Below are 20,725 nucleotides of genomic sequence, written 5' to 3'. Positions count from 1 at the left end.
ATTTCATTTAATTAACAGTGTTGGAGGGAACTAAGGGAAGGTTTTAGGCGTATAAAAATATTTGTCTCGAATTTAAAACATTTCCGTTGACATTTCATGTTTATGATTATATGATGACAATCGTAACAAAACAATTCCGATAAGAATAGTGGGGGTTTTAAAAATGAAGAAGTGGAAATTATCAATTGTTATGCTCCTGGCACTGTCTATGGTTCTGGCGGCATGTGGACAATCTAAAGATAAAGAAGAGTCAGGTGGAGATGCCAAAACATCTCTATACGATAAAGTGAAGGAAGACGGAGAACTTCTAGTAGGAACAGAAGGTACGTACCCTCCTTTCACATTTCATGATGAGTCTGGTGAGCTAACAGGCTTTGATGTTGAGATTGCCCGTGAAGTAGCAAAACGCCTTGGAGTAGAAGCGAAGTTCCAAGAAACTCAATGGGATGCAATGTTTGAAGGGTTAAATTCAAAGCGATTTGACATGATTGCAAACCAGGTTGGTATCCGTGAAGATCGACAAGAAAAATATGATTTTTCAAAACCATATATTGAATCAAGTGCAGTTGTTGTTGTATCAAAAGACAACAATGATGTTAAAACCTTTGAAGACATTAAAGGATTAAAATCGGCTCAATCTTTAACAAGTAACTATCGCGATATTGCTGAAGAAAATGGTGCAGAAATTCAAGGTGTTGATGGATTAGCTCAATCAATCCAGTTACTTGAACAAGGCCGTGTAGATGTTACTGTAAACGATAAAATTTCAATTCTGGACTATTTAAAGAAACAAAAGAATGCCAACATCAAGATTGCTGCTGAAGCTGAAGATGCAGGTCAAAGTGGATTAATGTTCCGTAAAGGCAACGATAAGTTAGTAGAAGAAGTAAATAAAGCGTTAGAGGAAATGATGGAAGACGGTACTTATGAAGAGATTTCAATGAAATGGTTCGGAGAAAATGTATCTCCTAAGTAGTATCTTTCAAGATCCTGAAGCGATGTTTGATATTTTACAAAGCTCCCTGCTTCCAATGGTGAAGGGAGCTTTGTATTATTCTATCCCTCTAACGCTCATATCATTTACTTTAGGATTGATCCTAGCCGTTTTTACTGCATTGGCCAGATTATCAAGCATTAAAATATTAAGAGGTATTTCGAGAGTCTACGTTTCTGCCATTAGAGGGACGCCTTTACTAGTGCAATTATTTATCGTGTTTTATGGATTAGGTTCATTAGGGATAGAGTGGTTGAAGTTTGAGCCATTTCCATCTGCTGTTATTGCGTTTTCATTGAACATGGGTGCATATTCTTCTGAGATTGTAAGAGCAGCCATTCAATCGATTCCAAAAGGTCAATGGGAAGCAGGTTATTCCATTGGGATGAACTATTCTCAAGCCTTAAAGAGAATTATATTACCTCAAGCAGCAAGAGTGTCTATTCCTCCACTTTCAAACTCTTTCATTAGTTTAGTGAAGGATACATCCCTGGCTTCCTTAATTTTTGTAACAGAAATGTTTAGAAGAGCCCAGGAAATTGCTGCTACCAACTATGAATTCTTACTCATGTATATGGAAGCGGCACTCTTATATTGGATCATATGTTTTGTTCTATCCCTCATACAAGGACGGATAGAGTCCAGGTTAGATCGATACATTGCTAAATAGCAAAGGAGCGCGCACAATGATTTCCATAAAAGGATTAAGAAAAAAGTTTGATGATTTAGAAGTACTTAAGGGAATGGATGTAGAGGTTAAGAAGGGGCAGGTTATTGTATTAATTGGTCCTTCAGGTTCAGGAAAAACAACTTTTTTACGCTGTTTAAACGCTTTAGAGATCCCCAATGAAGGTATTGTATCAATTGGTGAGGAAAGTGTTCATTTCAACAATAAAGTATCAAAGCAAGAGCTCTTAAAATTGAGAAGGCGTACAGGGATGGTTTTCCAAAACTATAACCTATTTCCTCATATGACCGCTCTTGAAAATGTCATGGAAGGTCCTACAACAGTTCAAAAACGGAATAAAACAGAGATGAGAGAAAAAGCCGTAAAGTTGTTAGAGAAAGTGGGTCTAGGTGATAAAATAGACTATTACCCATTTCAGTTATCAGGTGGTCAGCAACAAAGGGTAGGGATTGCAAGGGCTCTAGCCATTGAACCTGAAGTCATGCTTTTTGATGAACCAACATCAGCACTTGATCCAGAACTAGTTGGAGAAGTGTTAAAGGTTATGAAGGACCTGGCAGAAGAAGGCATGACCATGGTTGTTGTGACACATGAAATGAGATTTGCCAAAGAAGCTGCCGATAAAGTCATTTTCATGGATGGTGGCTATATTGTCGAAGAAGGTAGTCCTCAAGAAGTGTTCGAAGCTCCTAAAGAAGAAAGAACGCGTCAGTTCTTGAATTTAATACAATAATAATTATTTAGATGGATAGGTTTAGTACCTATTCATCTATTTTTTTGTGAAAGTTGATTTATCCGTTGGATTGTCTGCATAATACGTTTAAATTATGTTTTACCCGTAGGATTTTATAGGGTATCCGTTAAATAACTAAGTTTATCCGTGAAATTGTGAACAATTGGTATAATTCTTAAGTACTTCATTTTTAATGTTAACATAATCGAAAAACAAGTTGACATTAGCTCGAAAAAATAATATATTTTGAATTGTATATTATTTAAGGGGATGTGTTTGGATGAGATTAAAAGAAATGATTCTTGTTTCAATGTTTACAGCGATTGTAGCAGCATTAGGAATACTACCGCCTATTGCCTTGCCATTTACACCTGTTCCAATCACAGCGCAGACGTTTGGCGTTATGTTAGCTGGAGCCGTATTAGGTGCAAGACTTGGTGGATTGAGTTTAGGTTTGTTTGTCCTATTAGTAGGAGTGGGTGCTCCCATTCTTGCAGGAGGACGTGGAGGTCTCCCTGTACTATTTGGACCTAGTGGAGGATACATTTTAAGCTGGCCAATTGCAGCATTTGTTATTGGACTTCTTGTAGATCGATATAAGGGCAAATTAAAGCTATGGAATATGATTTTATTTAATGTGATAGGTGGAATTGTCATTGTCTATTTAGGTGGGATTACATACTTATCAATTGTCATGGATCTCTCTTGGGTTGAGGCAGCGGTCCCAGCATTAGCTTATATTCCTGGAGATGCCATTAAAGCAGTTGTTGCAGGAAGTATCGCTCTTCAATTACACAAAACAGCACCAGTAGCTAAATTTAGAAACGAAAACAAAGCAGCATAAAAACCGAAAGCTCGATAAGAATAGAGTGGTTCATGTAACCGCTATTCTATCGGGCTTTTTTAACTTGTAGGGTTGAAAAGGATATGATTTCATATAAATAGAAGGAATTTTCTGATGATAGAATTAGAGGGGAATGTAAACTGTGGAACTAATAGGAAGCACCTTAAGAGAGCATATGCTCCGTCAACCAGATAAGCTCGCAATTATTTCTGATGAAGGCAACCTAACCTATCACTCTCTATATAAACAGGTGGTAGAGCATCAGAATACGTTGCTAAATCTAACAGGATCAAACAAAAAAAGGATTGGTCTTCTGATTAAGGAACCTTCGTCCTTTCTTTCTCTGTTTCTTGCGATTGTAAGAATAGGTTGGGAGGCGATGCCCATTGACCCCAAATGGACTGATGAAGAATTTGATCATGCATGTAATATAGGTAAACCCGACGTTATATTAACAAATTCTCATCGGTTTTGTGATGATCCTATGTTTGTAACTCTTCAGGACCTGAAGAAAGGAAATAATGAAGAAAAATCATATCAGTTCAGTTCTCTTACAGATTTTTATGTAGGCTTTACTTCAGGGTCTACAGGTAAGCCAAAGGGATTTACAAGAACTCATGAATCATGGATGAAAAGCTTTTTAGTATATGAGGAAGCATTTAAGCTGTCACATGAAAACACCATTATTTCACCTGGCCCCCTTTGCCATTCCTTAAGTCTATTTACAGCCATACACGCTATCCAGCTTGGAGCAACTCTTCACGTTTCAGAATTTCATAGAAAACATGTAGCAGAACGTTTAAGCAGTGAAGGTATCGATTCATTTGTAGGTGTACCAACAATGATGGAGGCATTGATGGAAGAACTTATATCTATGAATAAAACCAATGACTCTTTGAGAAATATCATCATATCAGGAGCAGGCTGGTCAAACCAATCGAAGGATAAGGCCGCTACTATATTTCCTAACGCTACTCTATATGAATATTATGGAGCTTCTGAACTAAGCTTTGTCATGTACAAAGTAGGACAAGCGGGTGGTCATCAACCATTTCCCACTGTACGCCTCAAGGTGTTGGATGAAAATATGAAAGAAGTAAATAAAAACGAGGAAGGAAAGTTATTTATCGATAGCCCGATGCTGTTCTCCGGCTACATTGATCATGAGGAAGAAACGAATAAGGTCCTCACTAGCTATGGAGCCACAGTCGGGGATATAGGCTTTCAAAATGAAAGTGGAGAAGTATTTATTGTTGGAAGAGAAAGCAATATGATTAAAACAGGAGGATTGAAGGTGTATCCAGAGGAAGTAGAAGCAATTCTTGATACTCATCCGAACATTCTACAATCCATCGTGTATCCCCTCAAAGATTCCTATTGGGGAGAAAAAGTCGTATGCAGTATTCTATGGGAAAAACAAAAGGAAGAACTGACCCTACAACAAATAAAAAGCTATTGTGAAACCAAATTATCCCCCTATAAAATCCCAAAACAAATCATAAAATTACCCTGCTTTCATTACACAAAAAGCGGAAAAATCGATCGCAAAGCAACCATAGAGGGACGGACCTTTGGAAAGGATGAAAAGAATGAGTGAAGCAGTGATTGTTTGGGCGAAAAGAACTCCCATTGGGAAATACGGCGGTTCATTAAAAGATGTTCATCCAGAGGAACTAGTCTCTACCTTAATTAAGGATATGATGAAAGAAACAAAAGTGAATCCATACGATATTAATGATGTTATTTTAGGGAATACCGTAGGGCCAGGTGGCAACCTTGGCCGACTTTCTGCTTTGACAGCAGGTTTGCCTGTGAGTGTTCCAGGAGTAACAGTTGATCGCCAATGCGGATCAGGATTAGAAGCCATCATTACCGCTTGCAGATTCATTCAAGCAGGAGCAGGTAACATGTACATTGCAGGTGGTGTTGAAAGTACAAGCCTTGCTCCTTGGAAAATGATTAAACCAGAAACCCCTTTAAGTATTCCTAAGGTATTTACACGAGCAAGATTTTCACCTGATGCAATTGGGGACCCTGATATGGGAATAGCCGCTGAAAATGTAGCGGAAGCCTATGGGATTTCTCGTGAAGATCAAGATGCATATGCCCTTAGCAGCCATGAAAAGGCGATAAAATCCCAATCAGAAAATCGCTTTTTCAATGAAATTGTCCATCTGAACAAGGTGACAATGGATGAGTGTCCACGAAGCAATACATCACTTGAGAAGCTTTCTACCCTTAAGCCTGTTTTTAAAAAGGATGGAACCGTAACAGCTGGTAATGCATGCCCCATTAATGATGGAGCAGCAGTCGTCCTTGTGTTATCGAGGGAGAAATGTGAGGAGTTGGGGTTAACGCCTGTGATGAAATTTGTTGATAGTGTAGCAGCTGGAGTAGACCCAAATCTCCTTGGCATCGGCCCAATTCCAGCGGTAAAAAAATTATATGAAAGAAACAAGATTTCATCTTCTAATATTGATATCGTAGAATTTAATGAAGCTTTTGCCAGTCAAGTTCTTGCCTCCCTAAGAGAATTAAAAATCAATGAAGAAATAGTCAACAAAGGGGGAGGAGCCATTGCTCTTGGGCATCCTTATGGCGCATCAGGAGCAATCCTGGTTACACGATTGTTCCATGAAATGAAATTGGGAAATGGAAATAGAGGACTGACCACTCTTGGAATTGGTGGAGGAATAGGATTAGCAGCTTTATTTGAAAAGGAGGAGTAGAAATGTTTGAGGAAGGGCTCAAAACAGAGAAAGTAGAAGTGATTATTTCAAAACATGAAGCAATTCAGTTCGCAGAGGCTTTGCGCCTTGATTCTCCCCTTTTCTATGATGAAGAATGTGCAAAATCATTTTCACATCCAACCGTTCTTTTGGCACCTACCTACCCCGTCCTTTTTTGGAAGAAGGTACATATACCATGGTTGAAACAGATAAATCCTCTCATTCACGCAGAGCAGCATTTTCAATATGAGAAGCCATTATACATTGATACAAGTTATTCGGTTTCCATTCAACTAAATAGGGTTATTCGAAAAACAACTATGACTTTCCTTGAGCATGAACTTTCCATATTTGATCAGGTAAAGAAAATTGCTCGAAGCACAACAGTGATTGCTACAAAGGAAGGATGATTACTGTTATGAGTACACGCACCATAGTAACTGAGGAGCAAGTAAAAGAATACGGTCATGTGTCAGAGGATTGGAACTCCATTCACTTTGACGATAATGCCGCTAAAAAAGCAGGTTTTAAGAAAAAAATTGTTCACGGCATGCTGCCGATGGGAATCGTAACAAATATCATTACCCCCTATCTTGTACAAGGCTTTATTCTACAAGAGTACCATTGTCGCTTCTTAAAGCCAGTTTATATAGGGGAAGAAATTGAAATAACCTTTGATAAAGAGGTACTACTTTCTAATTCTCGTGTTTCTTTAATTGTAAAAGTAAAGAAAGCAGAGGACGACATATTGTTAAAGGGAAGGATCTTGTTAGTAAAGGGGAATATTCATGAAAAATGATGCCATTATCATAACAGGCTCGACAAGAGGAATTGGAAGAAGTTTGGCTATTACACTTGCAGCTGCAGGAGCAAAAATCATTATAAATGGAACGAGACAAGAATCAGTAGAAGCTGTTGTAAATGAGATAATAGCTGCTGGTGGATCGGCTGTTGGAGTCACAGGAAACGTGGAAGATATGCAAACTGGTGAAGCTTTAGTAGAAGCAGCCCTTCATCATTTTGGACACGCATCAATTCTCATTAATAATGCAGGGAACAATCGGGATCGAATGTCCCATCGCATGACTGAAGAGGACTGGGATTCAGTGATTCAAACCCACTTGAAAGGAACTTTTTCAAGTGTGAAGCCTTTTATTCTGCATCGGAAAAAGGAAGGGGGAGGTGGTGTCATTTTAAATATGACGTCAAGAGCAGGACTTACAGGAACAATGGGCCAATTAAATTATAGTGCCGCAAAAGCAGGAATCATAGGGATGACAAAAACCTTAGCCCTGGAGCTGAAGAGAGAAGGTATTCCTGTCATTGCCCTTTCTCCTGCTGCTTTAACTGATATGACCTCTCCTCATGTGGAAAAAGCTAAGGAAAAGGCAATAGAGGAAGGAAGAAAGCTTGAATCCTATTGGGAAATAGGAAGCTCTGAAGAGGTAGCCCTTTTCGTTAAAAAGCTTTTAGAAAACAAGTCCTCTATATCTTCAGGAGCTGTATATAGTGTGAATGGAAGTAAGGCTGGTATGTGGAGTGAACCGACTTGGAAAGAGATAAACTTCTCATAAAGTGGTTAGTTCTTTTGAATTAGTGGAAATATGGTAATAGGAATAACTAGTTTAAGGGAGGAAGAAACATGGATTATCGAATAGAGCGAGACACAATTGGGGAAATGAAAGTACCTAAGGAAAAATATTGGGGAGCCCAAACTCAAAGAAGTAAGGAAAACTTTCAAATTGGTACAGAAAAAATGCCCATCGAGGTTACATATGCCTTTGCTCAATTGAAAAAAGCGGCTGCAACTGTCAATCATTCTCTTGGAAAGCTTTCACAGGTTAAAATGGAAGCGATCAGTCAGGCATGTGACGAAATTCTAGAAGGAAAATGGAACGAACACTTTCCATTAGTTGTATGGCAAACTGGTAGCGGAACTCAATCCAATATGAATGTGAATGAAGTAGTGGCTTATCGTGCTAATGAACTTTTAAAAGAAAAGAATATGGAAGATAGGGTTCATCCAAACGATGATGTAAATATGTCACAAAGCTCAAATGACACCTTCCCAACGGCCATGCATATTGCTGCTTATAAAGAAATTCAATCAAAACTTCTTCCTGTCATTGAGGAGTTTTCTAAAACTCTAATGGAGAAAGAGAAGCAGTTTCAAGATATTATCAAGATTGGACGAACTCATTTACAGGATGCCACACCACTAACCCTGGGACAAGAAATAAGCGGTTGGAGAGCAATGATGGAAAAGTCTCATTCCATGATTCATGAGAGCCTGCCTCGCTTAAGGAATTTAGCCATAGGAGGAACAGCTGTAGGTACTGGGATTAATGCTGACCCTACATTCGGTGATAAAGTAGCAGAGCAATTGTCGAATCAGCTGGGTATTGAATTTGTTTCGTCCGATAATAAGTTTCATGCCCTTACTTCACACGATGAAACCATCTATGTTCACGGTGCCATAAAGGCATTAGCAGCGGATGTAATGAAGGTAGCCAATGATGTTCGTTGGTTGGCAAGCGGCCCTCGAAGCGGTATCGGAGAAATTACAATCCCTGCCAATGAGCCAGGGAGCTCCATTATGCCAGGGAAGGTAAACCCAACTCAAAGTGAAGCGATTACCATGGTGGTCACACAAGTATTCGGAAATGATTCTGCAATTGGTTTTGCTGCGAGTCAAGGAAACTTCGAATTAAACGTCTTTAAGCCTGTCATCATCTTTAACATGCTGCAATCGGTTCGTTTACTTTCAGATGGTATTAAATCCTTCAATGACAAATGTGTAAAAGGATTAGAAGCCAATGTAGAGGTTATTGAAGGATTTGTCCAAGGCTCCCTTATGTTAGTTACAGCTCTTAATCCTCATATAGGTTATGAAAAAGCTGCAGAGATTGCTAAGCTTGCTCACAAAGAAGGACTTACTCTTAAAGAGGCAGCAGTCAAATCTGGTTATTTAACTGCAGAACAGTATGATGAATGGATTGATCCAGCGCAGATGGTTCATAACCGTTAATAGACAAAGTATAAAAGCCCCCAACCTAAGGTTGAGGGCTTTATCCATTCATATTTAATTGTGCATTATTGTTGGTAGCCGCCACCGATTTGTTGTTCAGCCATCTGTACTAAGCGTTTCGTGATTTCTCCACCTACTGAACCGTTAGCACGAGCTGTTGCATCTGGCCCTAATTGTACGCCAAATTCAGAAGCGATTTCATATTTCATTTGATCAATTGCTTGTTGAGCTCCTGGAGCTACTAGTTGGTTAGATGAATTGCTGCGAGATTGTTGCTGTTGCATAATCTGTCATCTCCTTAAAATGTATAAAGTTTTTTGGTTGGGTTAGCTGGAGTTGCACCAGCACGCAGTCCATTAGCGACCAACTAATATGGTATAACCCATCAATCAGTTTCTTAGCAAGGCTAGTTGTTGCCTTGTTACTAGGTATTATGGTTTTTCGCGAGAAATATATTCAAACCACTCACAGGGAATTTATTCCTAATAAATGCCTCTAAAATTTCTACATAAAACCCAAGGATTCTAAAAAGGATAACACTATATAATGAATTTGATTGAAAGTATGGTGACACAGCATGAAAGCTTGCGCATTATGTAATGGAATTGTTGAATATAAAGGACTATGCACAAAATGTGGGGATTCAACCCTCGATCAAGGTAGGTTTTATGACTTTTATGATGAGTACAGTGCCTATATGGATATCCAGCATGTACAATTAGCAGATGGTATTCCAAATAGTAGCTGTTCAGATACATGCCTTCATCTCTTTACATGCTTACGTTGTGGTGAAGAAGAAGGTAAAAATATTGAACTAACTGAGTTTTAATTGGAGAGGGATTGCCTCTACTTAAAAAAAGGTTCTTTTCTTAAAGATTGTTGCTATTTAAGAGGTGAAAGTAGTAATGGATTGCAGCGAGAGGATGCTCGCTTTCTGTGAGGCGTGCGGTGAGCCTCCTCGGCTTTGCCCAGGTCTCAATTGGTCATAAGTTAAATTGTTAAAGAAGGCAAAGAGCACCTTCTTAGACTTATTCACTTATGCTTGTCGGGGCTGCAACTTTTAAAAGAGAGCCGTTGTGATTCTCTGCTGTGTACCATAAATATTAATTGACACAGCCAATCTCAATACACATGCTATAAATCAAAAAAGTATATAAAAAATGCCTTGCGACGATGAATCGCAAGGCGTTTTTTATTAAGAATTATCGAATTCTAAATTCAGTCTCAGTATCGAAGAAATGAGCTTTGTTCATATCAAAGGCAAGATCGATTGTTTGACCTGCGACAATATCCGTACGTGAATCTACTCGAGCGACAAATTCTTGTCCTTCTAATTGGGAATAAAGCATCGTTTCAGCACCAGTTAATTCAGATACTTCAATCTTTGCAACAATTTTTGCACCTTGTGCTGTGTCTAAGAATAGAGGCTCATCATGAATGTCTTCTGGACGAACACCTAACACAATGTTTTTTCCAACATATCCTTGCTCACGAAGAACTTTCATTTTCCCTTCTGGAACAGACACTTTACTGTCACCAATCACAAATGTTCCTTCTTCAAGACTACCTTGGAAGAAGTTCATTGCAGGTGAACCAATGAAACCGCCAACGAAAATGTTTTCCGGCTTATCATAAACTTCTTTAGGAGAACCAACTTGTTGGATAACCCCGTCCTTCATAACAACAATTCTTGTGGCCATCGTCATTGCTTCTGTTTGATCATGAGTTACATAAATAGTCGTAGTTTGAAGACGCTGATGAAGTTTAGCAATCTCGGCACGCATTTGTACACGAAGCTTAGCGTCCAGGTTGGATAAAGGTTCATCCATTAAGAATACTTTTGCATCACGAACGATAGCACGTCCTAATGCAACACGCTGACGTTGACCACCAGAAAGTGCTTTAGGCTTACGCTCTAACAACGCTTCAAGGCCAAGAATTTTTGCTGCTTCTTGAACACGACGATCAATTTCTTTTTTGTCAAATTTACGTAGTTTAAGACCAAATGCCATATTGTCATATACGCTCATATGTGGATAAAGGGCATAGTTTTGGAAAACCATGGCAATGTCGCGGTCCTTAGGAGCAACTTCATTTACTCGTTTACCATCAATAGAGAAATCTCCTTTTGAAATTTCTTCGAGTCCGGCAATCATACGTAGAGTTGTTGATTTACCGCAACCTGATGGTCCAACAAATACGATGAATTCTTTATCGTTAATGTGAAGGTTAAAGTCATTAACTGCTGTTACCTTATTATCATAAATTTTATAAATATTTTCTAATTTTAATTCAGCCATTTTAAAAATCTCCCCTCATGCAATCGTTTTCAATTTATACGTTTATTCTAATGAAAGGGGATTCAAAACAAAATGGTCAACCTGCACAAAGATTATGAATCCTTTTTAGGCAGGTTGTCAGATTGAAAGTGAAGACAAGCTAAATAAGCTAAAATAGCACCTTGAAACGTTCTAATATCAATATTAGTTTTTTCAATGAATTTATCAATTCGATATTGAACGCTGTTTCGGTGCATAAACAATCTTTTAGCCGTCTGACTAATATTTGATTGATTTTCAAGAAAGGCTTTCACCGTCGTGATTAAGTCATGATCATCTTCAAAAACCTCGGCAATCTTAGAGAAAATGTGATTCTTCCATTGGTGAGGTAAGTGATGCAGGGCAAAAAAAGGTAATACCGTCACAGCTGATTGGATAAATGCATAATGAATAGTAGCTGAAAAAGCAAACATCTCTCTCTCGTATTGAAAGGAAGAAGGGAGATGAGACTGTAAAGAATGAAATTGTCCAATAAAAAAAGAGAGACTAGAAAAGAAATCAGACTCTATGACATGAGAAATAGAGTGGAGTTGTTCCTCATCCAGGTTCCAATCTCCTTTCTCTTCGATGATCAATCCACTTTGTTCATTTTGGAAAATTAGGATGGCATGTAGCGGTAATAGGTGTTGGAAGGCTTCTTTTAAAGATTGAAAATCCAACTCTTCTCTTATTTTAACCTGAATAATTCGATATTCAGTTCCATCTACTGAAGGGGCGGGACCATTCTCAAATAGATAACTGAACCATTCATTTGAGATAGGTGAATCACTTAGTAAGCCTGTTAAAGTAGTAATTTCTTTAAATAAGCACTGTAATAACTGTCTTTCTTCCCTCGTGAGGTCATCTCGTTCAATTCCTATATATTCATCTTCGTCGTTGTTTGCAAACCAAATTTTAGACGTCGATAGAGCTGTTGGATAATGTTTTTGTATAATGGCTTCAGGGTATTTCAATTGTAATGAACTAAACATGTGATCCCTCTTTATTCATATTTGTATACTAAAAAGGTTAATATGACTATTGTACTGAATTTTATTGAGGAATCAAAGTGCCCACCGTTGCAAATTATCATTAATTTTAATACTATAAAAATAGGAATAATTCGTGATGAGGTGTCCAAAAATGGAATATAATAAAGAAGTAACGAATCGTATGAAACGACTTGAAGGACAAGTTCGTGGAGTATTAAAAATGATGGAAGAAGATAAACATTGTAAAGATGTTGTTACACAGTTATCTGCTGTTCGTACAGCGGTTGACCGAACAATCGGTTTAATAGTAGCCAAAAACTTAGAAGCATGTATCCGTGAATCAGAAGAAGAAGGCGGGAAAGCAGAAGATGCTATCCAGGAAGCTGTCAATATGCTTGTAAGAAGTCGATAAAATAAAGCTGCCATTAGGAGAAATCCTGATTTGGCAGCTTTTCTTATTTATTTGCGAAATTTCCAATATATCGAGCCAAATATTTAATTTATTTGCGAAAGTTTCAATATATCAAGTGAAATTTCAATTTTATTTGTGAGTCATCGATTTGTCTGCATTATTCGACAATCTCTTCCTTGCATCTTTTTCTAGCGCGGTGGTTCTTCGTGTTGAGTAATTTCAATGGATTCTTCAATGTTTGTAGAATTTGCTCTCATATGAACGGATCCACCTGACATACCTTCATTGATAAAGCGATCCACATCGAGAAATGCTTTTTCTTTACCTTCGTAATTTGTATCAGGTAGAAATTCATAGTTCTCTTTATCTTTTCCCATATTCATCAGCCTCCTTTTGTTAGTTTTTGAAAGGAGGCTGTGGTTCATTCATGCCATTTATTATTCGTAAACGTGGAATAACATTAGCTCATGAAGCTGTTTCTTGAGGAGTTCTTCTTCCTCTTGTGGAGGAGTATGAGAAGTCCATTCGATGTTCCCCTCTTTATGATAATTACCTTCGTATTTCAATCCTTTAAAATAAAAAGAAAAAGTCCAACCAGGAAGCTGTTTGTTGGTAAACATATGTTTGTATTGGAAATGTTGAATCATCTCTTATCACCTCAATCCTCATTGTAAACGTTTTATTAATCTCTGTGTAGGATAAGAATTAAAATTATCATAAATCCCATTTTCCCTTAATAGAATCTAGTGAAGAGCTTGAGGGGGGAGAAGAATGAACTCGTTTATTCGTGATTTGCAAAAAGCGATAAGTGATGAATGGACAGCCTATTATTTTTATAAAGAGTTAAAAAGTCGAACAAATAATCCATTGTATGTGGAATTTATAGACCATGCTCAAAAAGATGAGAAGGAGCATTATGAAATGTTTCAGTATCTCCATTATTTATTTACGGGCGAATATTATGAGCATAAGAAGGAAAAAGTAGAGTTCACAACCTTTAAAGAAGGAGTATTACGTGCCTTAAAAGGTGAGCTGGAAGCTGCTGAATTTTATCGGGACATGCTCGTTGAACTTCCAAATCAACAGGCATATAATCCTCTATTCATTGCTATGACAGATGAAATGGAGCATGCCACTAGATTTTCTACCATTTATAATTCCCTTCGATAAGACTTTAGAAAAAGGTTGATCCCTTTGATATTTCTAGGAATCAACCTTTTTGTTATGGTTGGATAGGGCAAAAAATGTCTGTACAAGCTGTTGCCGCCGTTTCGTTTCAATGTCAATTTCATCAAAAATCATCGGTTTGGAATTGATTTCAAATAGAACAAATCCACCTTCCTCACGTGGAGCTAAATCAATCGAGAATTCTCCCACATATCCAAAGGATTTTGCCAGCTCTTTTCCACAATTTTTTACGATTTTAGATATTTCTTTTTTTGTACTCGGGTTGATAACTTCTTTTAATGAGATAATTTTCCCTCCTGAGGGGACATGAGTGGTGACTTCCTGGCGCTGTGACATCCGAACCCCTATCCCAATTAAACGGAAGTTTGTGCCTGTATGAAGGACAAGAATCCGAAAATCATAACGATGATCATGTATGGTTTTACAGTTTACGGCTTCCTGAATAATCCACTGCTGCTCCCTATCTTTAAACCACTCATTATAGGATTGAAGAAATCGTGAAATACTTGGGTATTTCTCTATTTTCTTTATACTCTTACATACGATTTCCCCTTTTGAATCATATTCAATCAAGCGGATTCCCTTACCTTGAGAAGCCAGGGAATGCTTGACATACACTTTTTTGTATTTTTTTAGGAAGCTATTAAATGTCTCTTCATCTTTAATTCTTTCCGTATAAGGTAAGTAAGGCTGGAGCTCCGAATTCTGAGATAAAAGCTCGTATATCTCCCATTTATGAAAAAAATGAGGGTTAAAAAAAGGAATGGTATGCTCTTGTATATACGTCAATAATGTTTTATAAGAATGATTCTGCTCACCAAGATGGGATGAAACCCGGTTATATATAACATTAGGGGTAGGGAAATTACACTTCACCCATTTTTTAAGTGGGGAATTGTAGATGATACCATCAATGGAATCACTGTTGACATCTTCTGGAGAGAATACAAAGCAGAGCCCGCCAGAACGCTCTACATCATCCTGGATTGACCGGAACAATTCAAAATTCCCCTTATATTTATTCTTTTTCTCTTTGCTGGCGATTATGCCTATTAAAGGGATAGAATGAGATTCATTGTTAACCTGTAAGTCAAATTGATAGGAGTGAGTTGGTTCTTTTGAAGAAAGGAGAAAAGAATTCTTTCCGAAAGCGAATGTCAAAATACTTTTTTCTGCATGAAAAAAGGTTTTTTTTGAACGGTCATAAAGAATTTTCATGGAATCATTTCCTCGGGGTTTTTCAAGGATTGTTGTGTAAGAAAAATCCCGAAAGATAGTGAGAGCTTTCTTGTAAGTAGGTCAAATCTCCTTAAATCAGGATGAGAAAATATGGATCTGCCAGGTTTTGAATTCGCTTCAAACATCCAAATGCGCATGTCTTCATCTATGCCAAAATCGAAACCGATTTCACCGATATAGCCTTCAATATTTCCCTCAATGGCTTGTGAAAGAGTAAGGGCAGCTTCTTTTAAGGATGTTTCTACTGAGTTTCGTTTTTCTTCATCTTTAAAAATTTCCGCTAAGCTTTTTACCTCTCCTCCATTATTCGTATGAGTTGTGACACTTCCAACTCCTGCGATTTTTCCAGCAATTGCACTGACATGCCAGCAGCCTTCTTCATCCTTGTTTGTGTGTACTCTAAAATCAATAGCCCGATTCTCATCCTGTATTAAAGAAATCCCTTGCTGGACAAGAAAAGTGTGTAGATTTCGATCCTTAAAGATTGTATTGAGCAAATGTTCTAGCGTCGAAAACTTCATTAATCGATTTTTATTTTCACTGTCCCTGAATCGACAATAATATTCTTCAGAGGAATGATTGTAGGTTAGTTTATGAATTCCATTTCCTAAGCTCCCGTTTTTAGGCTTGAGATATACCTGTTTATAGGCTGAAAGCATACGTTCAATATTATCAAAGGATTGGATGGCATGAGTTTCAGGAAGGTAGTGATGAACGGTTTCGTCTGATTCAAGACGTTCGAATAAATCAAATTTATTAAAAAAACCAGGATTATACCATGGGATCGCGTATTCCCTTTGCAACCTATCTTTGATTTCCTTATAAGACTTTCTTTTTTCACTACGACGATTGGGCAGTCGATCATAAATCACATTAGGAAAAGGAATCACTTCTCGAACCCAGTCTCCTCCAAAATGAAAATATCCATTGATTAATCCGTTCTCCCAATCAATATGTTGTTGACCGAATAAAAAAGGAACAACTCCTAATGAGGATTGAACAGACAGCAGCTTCTTGAAAAAATAAGATCTTTCACCAACGGGATTGAGCCTAAAACTTGTAAAGCCAGAGGTGAATATTCCAATTAAAACACCCAAATGAATACATTCATCCTTCATGAACAGAGACAAAGATTTCACTTCATTTGGAAGGTAAAGGTTTTGTGCCAGGCTTGAGCTTATACCAATGACATTTTTTCCAAACTCCTGTTGTTTACAGACAATCGGTTGTCTAGCTGTCCCAAGTATGGCCGTATGTGGAATAGAGATGAGATCTCCCTTATAACCAGAGGGGAGGATAAGGATATTTTCAGCGTCTTCAAATCTTTCTACTTTAAACGTTTTCAGCATTAGAATTCACCTCTTCTTATAGAAGTTAAAGATAGCTCTGCGAGAAACTCACAATAATCTAATGGAGCTTTATGAAGTGCTGAAAGCTTCTCTGCCCCTAAAGAATGAACCGCTTTATGTCCAGGTTTAGAATTAATATCCAAGATCCAAATGGAATCATCATTGGCAATGACGATATCAACTCCGATTTCAAATAAAGGTGAAAATGAATCCTCAAGAATAAGGGGAATATCTTCAAGAATGTCGGTAATTTCCTCCTCAATAAAATTCCATGTTAACCTCTGATGTTTATGTTTCCAATCTTTATAGGAAAGGTAAGAAGCGCCATAACTAATGTTGGTTAGAATACCATTCTGTTTTCCTTCTCGAATTGCTTTCTGAAAGACTCTCCATTCTCCTCTTGAATCCTTGTTCATCAACACTCTTAAATCAAAAGGTGTATGAAGGGATGTGTAGTTAGAAAGGCGTTTTTGATAAATAAAAGTGTGTTGTTTTAGAATGTGGTTCCCCCATTCTAAGAAAGACTGATTGTTGGTGAAGGTTTTTTCAATGACTCCATGCTTCTTTGTTGTCCGAACCTTAATGTTTTTTCCTTCTACTAATAATTGGTATACGGCAAAACCGTGAGCACCATCCACTGGTTTGATGATGCTGTCTCTTTGTTCTAATAAAAGGTGTAAAAGCTGGTTTCCATCTGTCACTAATGTGGTTTCTGGAAGGTAGGAGGAAAGGGATGTTTCTTTTAATGTTTCATAGACAAGCCACTTGTTTGGCAGACCGTAGCTTAAAAATTGAATATACTTTTGGTTTTTTAACCACTGGACAACTGCCTTTGCCTGGCGAGAAGGCAGGTCCTTTTGATAATAGGTACGGTCATAAATAAACGAGGGGATTTCAAAGGCTTCCTTTTCCCACGTCTTCTTTGTAGGATTAAAGTAAAATCCATCGACTGTTTCACTTAAAGGAGATATACCTTGGGGAGAAAACAAATAGAGATCAATATTGTAGGATAAGGATTCATAGGCAATCTCAAGAAAATAAGTATTCGAAATATCAGGGTTAAGGGTCATGATTCCTAATGAAGTATTCATATGATTAATCCTCCTTTTCTATCCATATTTTAGTACTATAATCATAAAGAGCTTTTACAGATGGCCGAATCCTATCCGTTTCGATATAGGTCCTTTTGGATGGCTTGGAATTGACTTCAATAATCCATGGCTTACCACTGTTATCAATTCCAATATCGATACCTAACTCAGCAAAGTGTCCTTCTAAGCTTTCTGATAGGAGGGAGGCAGAGGCGAGGGATAATGATTTCATATCAGATAACAGTTTTCGACTATCCTGAGTAGGGAATAGGGCTTGTAGCACTTTAATGGGTTGTTCCATTCTTCCACCTTGGTCTACATTCGCTACAAATTGATGATGAGAAGCCACCCGGGCAACTGACGATACAATCACCCAGCGACCTTCCCGATTAATGTGACAGAGGAAACGAAAGTCTAATTGCTGACCTTCAAAGGTACAAAAAGGAATTGTTTCTTGAATAAAAAAGGATGAAGGGTGACACCATGAACGAATTTGTTTCTCTAAAGATGAATACGAAGTAAAAGATAGAGGACTACTTTCTGCAAAGGAGTTTTGATGCAGAAGATAGTCATGTTCCCGTTCTTGCACTCTAATGATAAATCGCCCTTTACTTCCTTGAAGTGCTTTGATAAAGATATCTCTGTGATCAGTTAGCATTTCATTTAATTGATTCATTTCCAAATTAGTAGCAGGGAGATGTGGAAGGAGTAGTGGACTATCCTTCAAAATGTTGTACACTTCTGCTTTTGTAAAAAAACTAGTGTTAAAGATATGAACAAAACGCATATCATAACCATTTAAAGCTTTTTTATATTCTGAAGACTTTTCTGCCTTGCGAGAATGAATCCGATTATAAATAACATGGGGATCAGGTACAGAATGAAGGACCCATTCTTCGTTTTGATATACCATTCCTTTAGGCTCCTCTTTTAAAAAGGATGAAAAAGGAAAGAGGAAAAAAAATCCACCTTTTCGTTGAAACCATCTTTGACACTCTGTAAAATATTCTTTTAAAGAGTGAGATTGTAGTTTGTCGGGAGAATTTACATGTATTAAGAGCGCAACAAGGGGTCCGAGAGTCAGAATCCTACGTTTTAAATCCTTAAGTAAAATGACGTTATCCATTGGCGGAAGAGAAGATAGTAAAGGATCGTAAGTTTCTAACACAATGTTGGAATCATTTGTAGAGGTAGGAATGCATTGTACCTTAACAGTTGTCGACCCTATTGATAAATCCATTTCCTCCAGGCTTTTTCCTATGATGTTTTCAGGTATATATAAATAATGTAATTCTTTCTCATGTTTACGCGTATGAAATTGACAATAATACTTCACATGGCATTCCCCGTTTGCATAACCCGCTACGATAAATTTATAATTATTTACTGGGCTAATGTTGATATAGCATTGTATGTAAACATAGGCAAAATGTTCAAACGTAGAAAAGGAAGGTGCAATCATGCTGGATGCTTTCATCCTGGTACTATTTATGATCGTCATTGGAGCTCTAATCGGAGGGGTTACCAATTCACTAGCTATAAAAATGTTATTCAGACCATATAAGGCTTACTATATTGGGAAATTCAAAGTACCTTTCACGCCGGGACTGATTCCAAAACGTCGTGACGAGTTAGCTGAACAGCTAGGCAAAATGGTTGTCGAGCACTTAATTACTCCCGAGAGCCTTCAGAAAAAAATAATGAATGAAGACTTTCAAAAAGATGTGAACGAGTGGTTAAGAGAAGAATTAAAGCCTGTGTTCTCATCAGATAAGAGTGTGAATGATTGGCTTGATACTTTTCAAATTCCTGTATCTTCTGATCAGTTAAATGATTGGCTTGAATCATGGATTGAAGCTAAGGTGAAAGAAACAAAATTAGCTTATTCTTCAAAACAAATAAATGAAGCTCTTCCTGAGAAGTGGCAGGAGGAAATAGAAGAAAGAATACCGAAGCTGGTTCAATTTATTGCCAATAGAGCAGAGACCTACTTTACAAGCACAGAAGGAAAAGCGAAAGTAAAAGTGATGATTGATGATTTTTTAAAGGAACGAGGAATGCTTGGAAACATGCTGGGAATGTTCCTTGGGAACACGTCAGTAGCTGATAAAATACAGCCTGAGATTGTGAAATTCATCAAGCATGAAGGAACTCAGGAAATTCTATTAAACTTACTAACAAAAGAATGGACCAAACTTAAAGGGATGAGGATGGAAGAAGTCATCGACAGGTTACCTGAAGAAGAAATCATCTCAAGCCTCCAAACGTCCATAATCAACCTAATCAACATCGACGGACACCTATCCAAGCCACTTAAACAATGGATCGAACCACACAAACAAACCTTCTTCACCACCATCCTCCCTAAATGGGTAGATAGAGGGACGGACCTTCTATCTGAAAGGATCCCGAATCTGATGGAGAAGCTGCACTTGCAAAAAATTGTGAAAGAGCAGGTAGAATCCTTCTCAGTAGACAGATTAGAGAGACTGGTACTGGATATTTCCCGTCGAGAGTTTAAAATGATTACTTATTTAGGCGCTTTACTTGGAGGAATCATTGGACTAATTCAAAGTCTTATTGTCATGGTATTATCGTAACAGGACTCTTATTTGGGGATTTCCACTTTCTATAAGTGGTCTTCCTAGAATTCCGCTTCATTGTTTGTTATAGTGGGGTAGGAAAGAATGATTGAAATTATAGGAGGTACGTATTTTGGCTATTAACTTATACGATCAAGCAAACGAATTAGAAAGCGCGTTAAGAAAAAGCGACGAATTCTTAGAACTTAAAAGAATGTATGATGAAGTAAACAATGACGAATCTGCTAGCAAAATGTTTGAAAACTTCAGAGATATTCAAATGGGTTTACAACAAAAACAAATGAGCGGTGAAGAAATCACTCAAGAAGAAGTAGAGCAGGCGCAAAAAACAGCTCAACTTGTTCAACAACATGAGAAAATTGCAAAGCTTATGGAAGCTGAGCAACGCATGAGTATGGTAATCAATGACTTAAACAAAGTCATCATGAAACCACTAGAAGAGCTATACGGCTCAATGCAAAAATAATCACACATTTACAAAAGACTAGCTCCGACTTCGGAGTTAGTCTTTTTTTTT

General features: G+C 37.7%; 24 protein-coding genes. 15 read left to right on the top strand and 9 right to left on the bottom strand.

Annotated elements, in window-relative coordinates; all coding sequences use genetic code 11:
* The first annotated feature begins 163 nt into the window (after positions 1-163).
* From IQI_RS06045 to fumC, 10 genes are all read left to right on the top strand, one after another.
* Positions 164-976 carry an amino acid ABC transporter substrate-binding protein gene (locus IQI_RS06045; protein WP_064091765.1) on the top strand — a complete coding sequence of 271 codons (813 nt, stop codon included), beginning with the start codon at positions 164-166 and terminating at the stop codon, positions 974-976.
* A complete protein-coding gene (locus IQI_RS06040) occupies positions 960-1,664 on the top strand; it encodes an amino acid ABC transporter permease (protein ID WP_064091764.1) in 705 nt (234 codons plus the stop codon). The genes IQI_RS06045 and IQI_RS06040 overlap by 17 nt, the downstream gene beginning before the upstream one ends.
* Before the next feature lie 16 nt (positions 1,665-1,680).
* Complete coding sequence (locus tag IQI_RS06035; RefSeq protein WP_064091763.1) at positions 1,681-2,415, top strand: amino acid ABC transporter ATP-binding protein; 735 nt, start codon at positions 1,681-1,683, stop codon at positions 2,413-2,415.
* Positions 2,416-2,695: 280 nt separating this feature from the next.
* A complete protein-coding gene (locus IQI_RS06030) occupies positions 2,696-3,259 on the top strand; it encodes a biotin transporter BioY (protein ID WP_064091762.1) in 564 nt (187 codons plus the stop codon).
* 142 nt (positions 3,260-3,401) lie between these two features.
* Positions 3,402-4,856 (top strand): AMP-binding protein, encoded by a 1,455-nt coding sequence (locus tag IQI_RS06025; protein ID WP_064091761.1) that lies wholly within the window; start codon positions 3,402-3,404, stop codon positions 4,854-4,856.
* Entirely contained in the window at positions 4,849-5,988 is a 1,140-nt protein-coding gene (locus IQI_RS06020) for a thiolase family protein (RefSeq protein ID WP_197489715.1), read from the top strand. The genes IQI_RS06025 and IQI_RS06020 overlap by 8 nt, the downstream gene beginning before the upstream one ends.
* A gap of 2 nt (positions 5,989-5,990) precedes the next feature.
* Positions 5,991-6,398 (top strand): FAS1-like dehydratase domain-containing protein, encoded by a 408-nt coding sequence (locus IQI_RS06015; RefSeq protein ID WP_064091760.1) that lies wholly within the window; start codon positions 5,991-5,993, stop codon positions 6,396-6,398.
* A gap of 8 nt (positions 6,399-6,406) precedes the next feature.
* Complete coding sequence (locus IQI_RS06010) at positions 6,407-6,787, top strand: MaoC/PaaZ C-terminal domain-containing protein (protein WP_064091759.1); 381 nt, start codon at positions 6,407-6,409, stop codon at positions 6,785-6,787.
* Positions 6,777-7,562 (top strand): SDR family oxidoreductase, encoded by a 786-nt coding sequence (locus IQI_RS06005; protein ID WP_064091758.1) that lies wholly within the window; start codon positions 6,777-6,779, stop codon positions 7,560-7,562. Before IQI_RS06010 ends, IQI_RS06005 begins: the two co-directional genes overlap by 11 nt.
* A gap of 68 nt (positions 7,563-7,630) precedes the next feature.
* Positions 7,631-9,016: a class II fumarate hydratase gene (gene fumC / locus IQI_RS06000; RefSeq protein WP_064091757.1), complete on the top strand. Its 1,386-nt coding sequence runs from the start codon at positions 7,631-7,633 to the stop codon at positions 9,014-9,016.
* 65 nt (positions 9,017-9,081) lie between these two features.
* On the opposite strand, the gene IQI_RS05995 is transcribed toward fumC, so the two are convergent.
* The gene (locus IQI_RS05995) at positions 9,082-9,300 is read right to left on the bottom strand and encodes an alpha/beta-type small acid-soluble spore protein (protein WP_064091756.1); all 219 of its coding nucleotides are present in this window, start codon (positions 9,298-9,300) and stop codon (positions 9,082-9,084) included.
* A 293-nt stretch (positions 9,301-9,593) separates the two neighbouring features.
* Between IQI_RS05995 and IQI_RS05990 the strand changes: the two genes are divergently transcribed.
* Positions 9,594-9,845, top strand: a complete 252-nt coding sequence (locus IQI_RS05990) for a hypothetical protein (RefSeq protein ID WP_064091755.1) — start codon at positions 9,594-9,596, stop codon at positions 9,843-9,845.
* A gap of 373 nt (positions 9,846-10,218) precedes the next feature.
* On the opposite strand, the gene IQI_RS05985 is transcribed toward IQI_RS05990, so the two are convergent.
* Both IQI_RS05985 and IQI_RS05980 read right to left on the bottom strand, forming a co-directional pair.
* A complete protein-coding gene (locus IQI_RS05985) occupies positions 10,219-11,316 on the bottom strand; it encodes an ABC transporter ATP-binding protein (RefSeq protein WP_064091754.1) in 1,098 nt (365 codons plus the stop codon).
* A 92-nt stretch (positions 11,317-11,408) separates the two neighbouring features.
* A complete protein-coding gene (locus IQI_RS05980) occupies positions 11,409-12,326 on the bottom strand; it encodes a PucR family transcriptional regulator (RefSeq protein WP_064091753.1) in 918 nt (305 codons plus the stop codon).
* Between the two features lie 151 nt (positions 12,327-12,477).
* Here IQI_RS05980 and IQI_RS05975 point away from each other — a divergent pair, with 151 nt between their 5' ends.
* On the top strand, positions 12,478-12,738 hold the full coding sequence (locus tag IQI_RS05975) for a metal-sensitive transcriptional regulator (protein WP_064091752.1): 261 nt from the start codon (positions 12,478-12,480) through the stop codon (positions 12,736-12,738).
* Between the two features lie 188 nt (positions 12,739-12,926).
* Here the strand turns inward: IQI_RS05975 and IQI_RS05970 are convergent, their stop codons facing one another.
* Together IQI_RS05970 and IQI_RS05965 are read right to left on the bottom strand one after the other, a co-directional pair.
* On the bottom strand, positions 12,927-13,115 hold the full coding sequence (locus tag IQI_RS05970) for a hypothetical protein (protein WP_064091751.1): 189 nt from the start codon (positions 13,113-13,115) through the stop codon (positions 12,927-12,929).
* Between the two features lie 60 nt (positions 13,116-13,175).
* Complete coding sequence (locus tag IQI_RS05965) at positions 13,176-13,385, bottom strand: YheE family protein (protein ID WP_064091750.1); 210 nt, start codon at positions 13,383-13,385, stop codon at positions 13,176-13,178.
* A gap of 124 nt (positions 13,386-13,509) precedes the next feature.
* On the opposite strand from IQI_RS05965, the gene IQI_RS05960 reads away from it, so the two are divergent.
* Entirely contained in the window at positions 13,510-13,908 is a 399-nt protein-coding gene (locus tag IQI_RS05960; RefSeq protein ID WP_064091749.1) for a ferritin-like domain-containing protein, read from the top strand.
* Between the two features lie 33 nt (positions 13,909-13,941).
* On the opposite strand, the gene IQI_RS05955 is transcribed toward IQI_RS05960, so the two are convergent.
* The 4 genes from IQI_RS05955 to IQI_RS05940 are packed head-to-tail and all read right to left on the bottom strand — an operon-like array spanning position 13,942 to position 18,941.
* Positions 13,942-15,144, bottom strand: coding sequence for a YheC/YheD family protein (locus tag IQI_RS05955; protein ID WP_064091748.1), 1,203 nt, complete (start codon positions 15,142-15,144; stop codon positions 13,942-13,944).
* Positions 15,141-16,514, bottom strand: coding sequence for a YheC/YheD family endospore coat-associated protein (locus IQI_RS05950; RefSeq protein WP_064091747.1), 1,374 nt, complete (start codon positions 16,512-16,514; stop codon positions 15,141-15,143). Before IQI_RS05950 ends, IQI_RS05955 begins: the two co-directional genes overlap by 4 nt.
* A complete protein-coding gene (locus tag IQI_RS05945; RefSeq protein ID WP_064091746.1) occupies positions 16,514-17,605 on the bottom strand; it encodes a YheC/YheD family endospore coat-associated protein in 1,092 nt (363 codons plus the stop codon). Before IQI_RS05945 ends, IQI_RS05950 begins: the two co-directional genes overlap by 1 nt.
* A gap of 4 nt (positions 17,606-17,609) precedes the next feature.
* On the bottom strand, positions 17,610-18,941 hold the full coding sequence (locus IQI_RS05940; RefSeq protein WP_197489714.1) for a YheC/YheD family endospore coat-associated protein: 1,332 nt from the start codon (positions 18,939-18,941) through the stop codon (positions 17,610-17,612).
* A 124-nt stretch (positions 18,942-19,065) separates the two neighbouring features.
* On the opposite strand from IQI_RS05940, the gene IQI_RS05935 reads away from it, so the two are divergent.
* Positions 19,066-20,205, top strand: coding sequence for a DUF445 domain-containing protein (locus IQI_RS05935; RefSeq protein WP_064091744.1), 1,140 nt, complete (start codon positions 19,066-19,068; stop codon positions 20,203-20,205).
* A gap of 115 nt (positions 20,206-20,320) precedes the next feature.
* Positions 20,321-20,674: a YlbF family regulator gene (locus tag IQI_RS05930; RefSeq protein WP_064091743.1), complete on the top strand. Its 354-nt coding sequence runs from the start codon at positions 20,321-20,323 to the stop codon at positions 20,672-20,674.
* Positions 20,675-20,725: the final 51 nt, after the last annotated feature.

This window comes from Rossellomorea aquimaris TF-12 (assembly GCF_001648555.1).
Taxonomy (GTDB): Bacteria; Bacillota; Bacilli; order Bacillales; family Bacillaceae_B; genus Rossellomorea; species Rossellomorea aquimaris.
This window is presented reverse-complemented; position numbering and strand designations above follow the sequence as displayed.

What these genes read in the sequence shown, in the direction of transcription:
- IQI_RS05960 (WP_064091749.1), top strand. Translation starts at nt 13,510, where the DNA reads ATGAACTCGTTTATTCGTGATTTGCAAAAAGCGATAAGTGATGAATGG.
- IQI_RS05995 (WP_064091756.1), bottom strand. Translation starts at nt 9,300, where the DNA reads ATGCAACAGCAACAATCTCGCAGCAATTCATCTAACCAACTAGTAGCT.
- IQI_RS05970 (WP_064091751.1), bottom strand. Translation starts at nt 13,115, where the DNA reads ATGGGAAAAGATAAAGAGAACTATGAATTTCTACCTGATACAAATTAC.
- IQI_RS06010 (WP_064091759.1), top strand. Translation starts at nt 6,407, where the DNA reads ATGAGTACACGCACCATAGTAACTGAGGAGCAAGTAAAAGAATACGGT.
- IQI_RS05980 (WP_064091753.1), bottom strand. Translation starts at nt 12,326, where the DNA reads ATGTTTAGTTCATTACAATTGAAATACCCTGAAGCCATTATACAAAAA.
- IQI_RS05945 (WP_064091746.1), bottom strand. Translation starts at nt 17,605, where the DNA reads ATGAATACTTCATTAGGAATCATGACCCTTAACCCTGATATTTCGAAT.
- IQI_RS06005 (WP_064091758.1), top strand. Translation starts at nt 6,777, where the DNA reads ATGAAAAATGATGCCATTATCATAACAGGCTCGACAAGAGGAATTGGA.
- IQI_RS05990 (WP_064091755.1), top strand. Translation starts at nt 9,594, where the DNA reads ATGAAAGCTTGCGCATTATGTAATGGAATTGTTGAATATAAAGGACTA.
- IQI_RS05935 (WP_064091744.1), top strand. Translation starts at nt 19,066, where the DNA reads ATGCTGGATGCTTTCATCCTGGTACTATTTATGATCGTCATTGGAGCT.
- IQI_RS05950 (WP_064091747.1), bottom strand. Translation starts at nt 16,514, where the DNA reads ATGCTGAAAACGTTTAAAGTAGAAAGATTTGAAGACGCTGAAAATATC.
- IQI_RS06035 (WP_064091763.1), top strand. Translation starts at nt 1,681, where the DNA reads ATGATTTCCATAAAAGGATTAAGAAAAAAGTTTGATGATTTAGAAGTA.
- IQI_RS05965 (WP_064091750.1), bottom strand. Translation starts at nt 13,385, where the DNA reads ATGATTCAACATTTCCAATACAAACATATGTTTACCAACAAACAGCTT.
- IQI_RS06040 (WP_064091764.1), top strand. Translation starts at nt 960, where the DNA reads ATGTATCTCCTAAGTAGTATCTTTCAAGATCCTGAAGCGATGTTTGAT.
- fumC (WP_064091757.1), top strand. Translation starts at nt 7,631, where the DNA reads ATGGATTATCGAATAGAGCGAGACACAATTGGGGAAATGAAAGTACCT.
- IQI_RS05955 (WP_064091748.1), bottom strand. Translation starts at nt 15,144, where the DNA reads ATGAAAATTCTTTATGACCGTTCAAAAAAAACCTTTTTTCATGCAGAA.
- IQI_RS06030 (WP_064091762.1), top strand. Translation starts at nt 2,696, where the DNA reads ATGAGATTAAAAGAAATGATTCTTGTTTCAATGTTTACAGCGATTGTA.
- IQI_RS06015 (WP_064091760.1), top strand. Translation starts at nt 5,991, where the DNA reads ATGTTTGAGGAAGGGCTCAAAACAGAGAAAGTAGAAGTGATTATTTCA.
- IQI_RS05975 (WP_064091752.1), top strand. Translation starts at nt 12,478, where the DNA reads ATGGAATATAATAAAGAAGTAACGAATCGTATGAAACGACTTGAAGGA.
- IQI_RS05985 (WP_064091754.1), bottom strand. Translation starts at nt 11,316, where the DNA reads ATGGCTGAATTAAAATTAGAAAATATTTATAAAATTTATGATAATAAG.
- IQI_RS06020 (WP_197489715.1), top strand. Translation starts at nt 4,849, where the DNA reads ATGAGTGAAGCAGTGATTGTTTGGGCGAAAAGAACTCCCATTGGGAAA.
- IQI_RS06045 (WP_064091765.1), top strand. Translation starts at nt 164, where the DNA reads ATGAAGAAGTGGAAATTATCAATTGTTATGCTCCTGGCACTGTCTATG.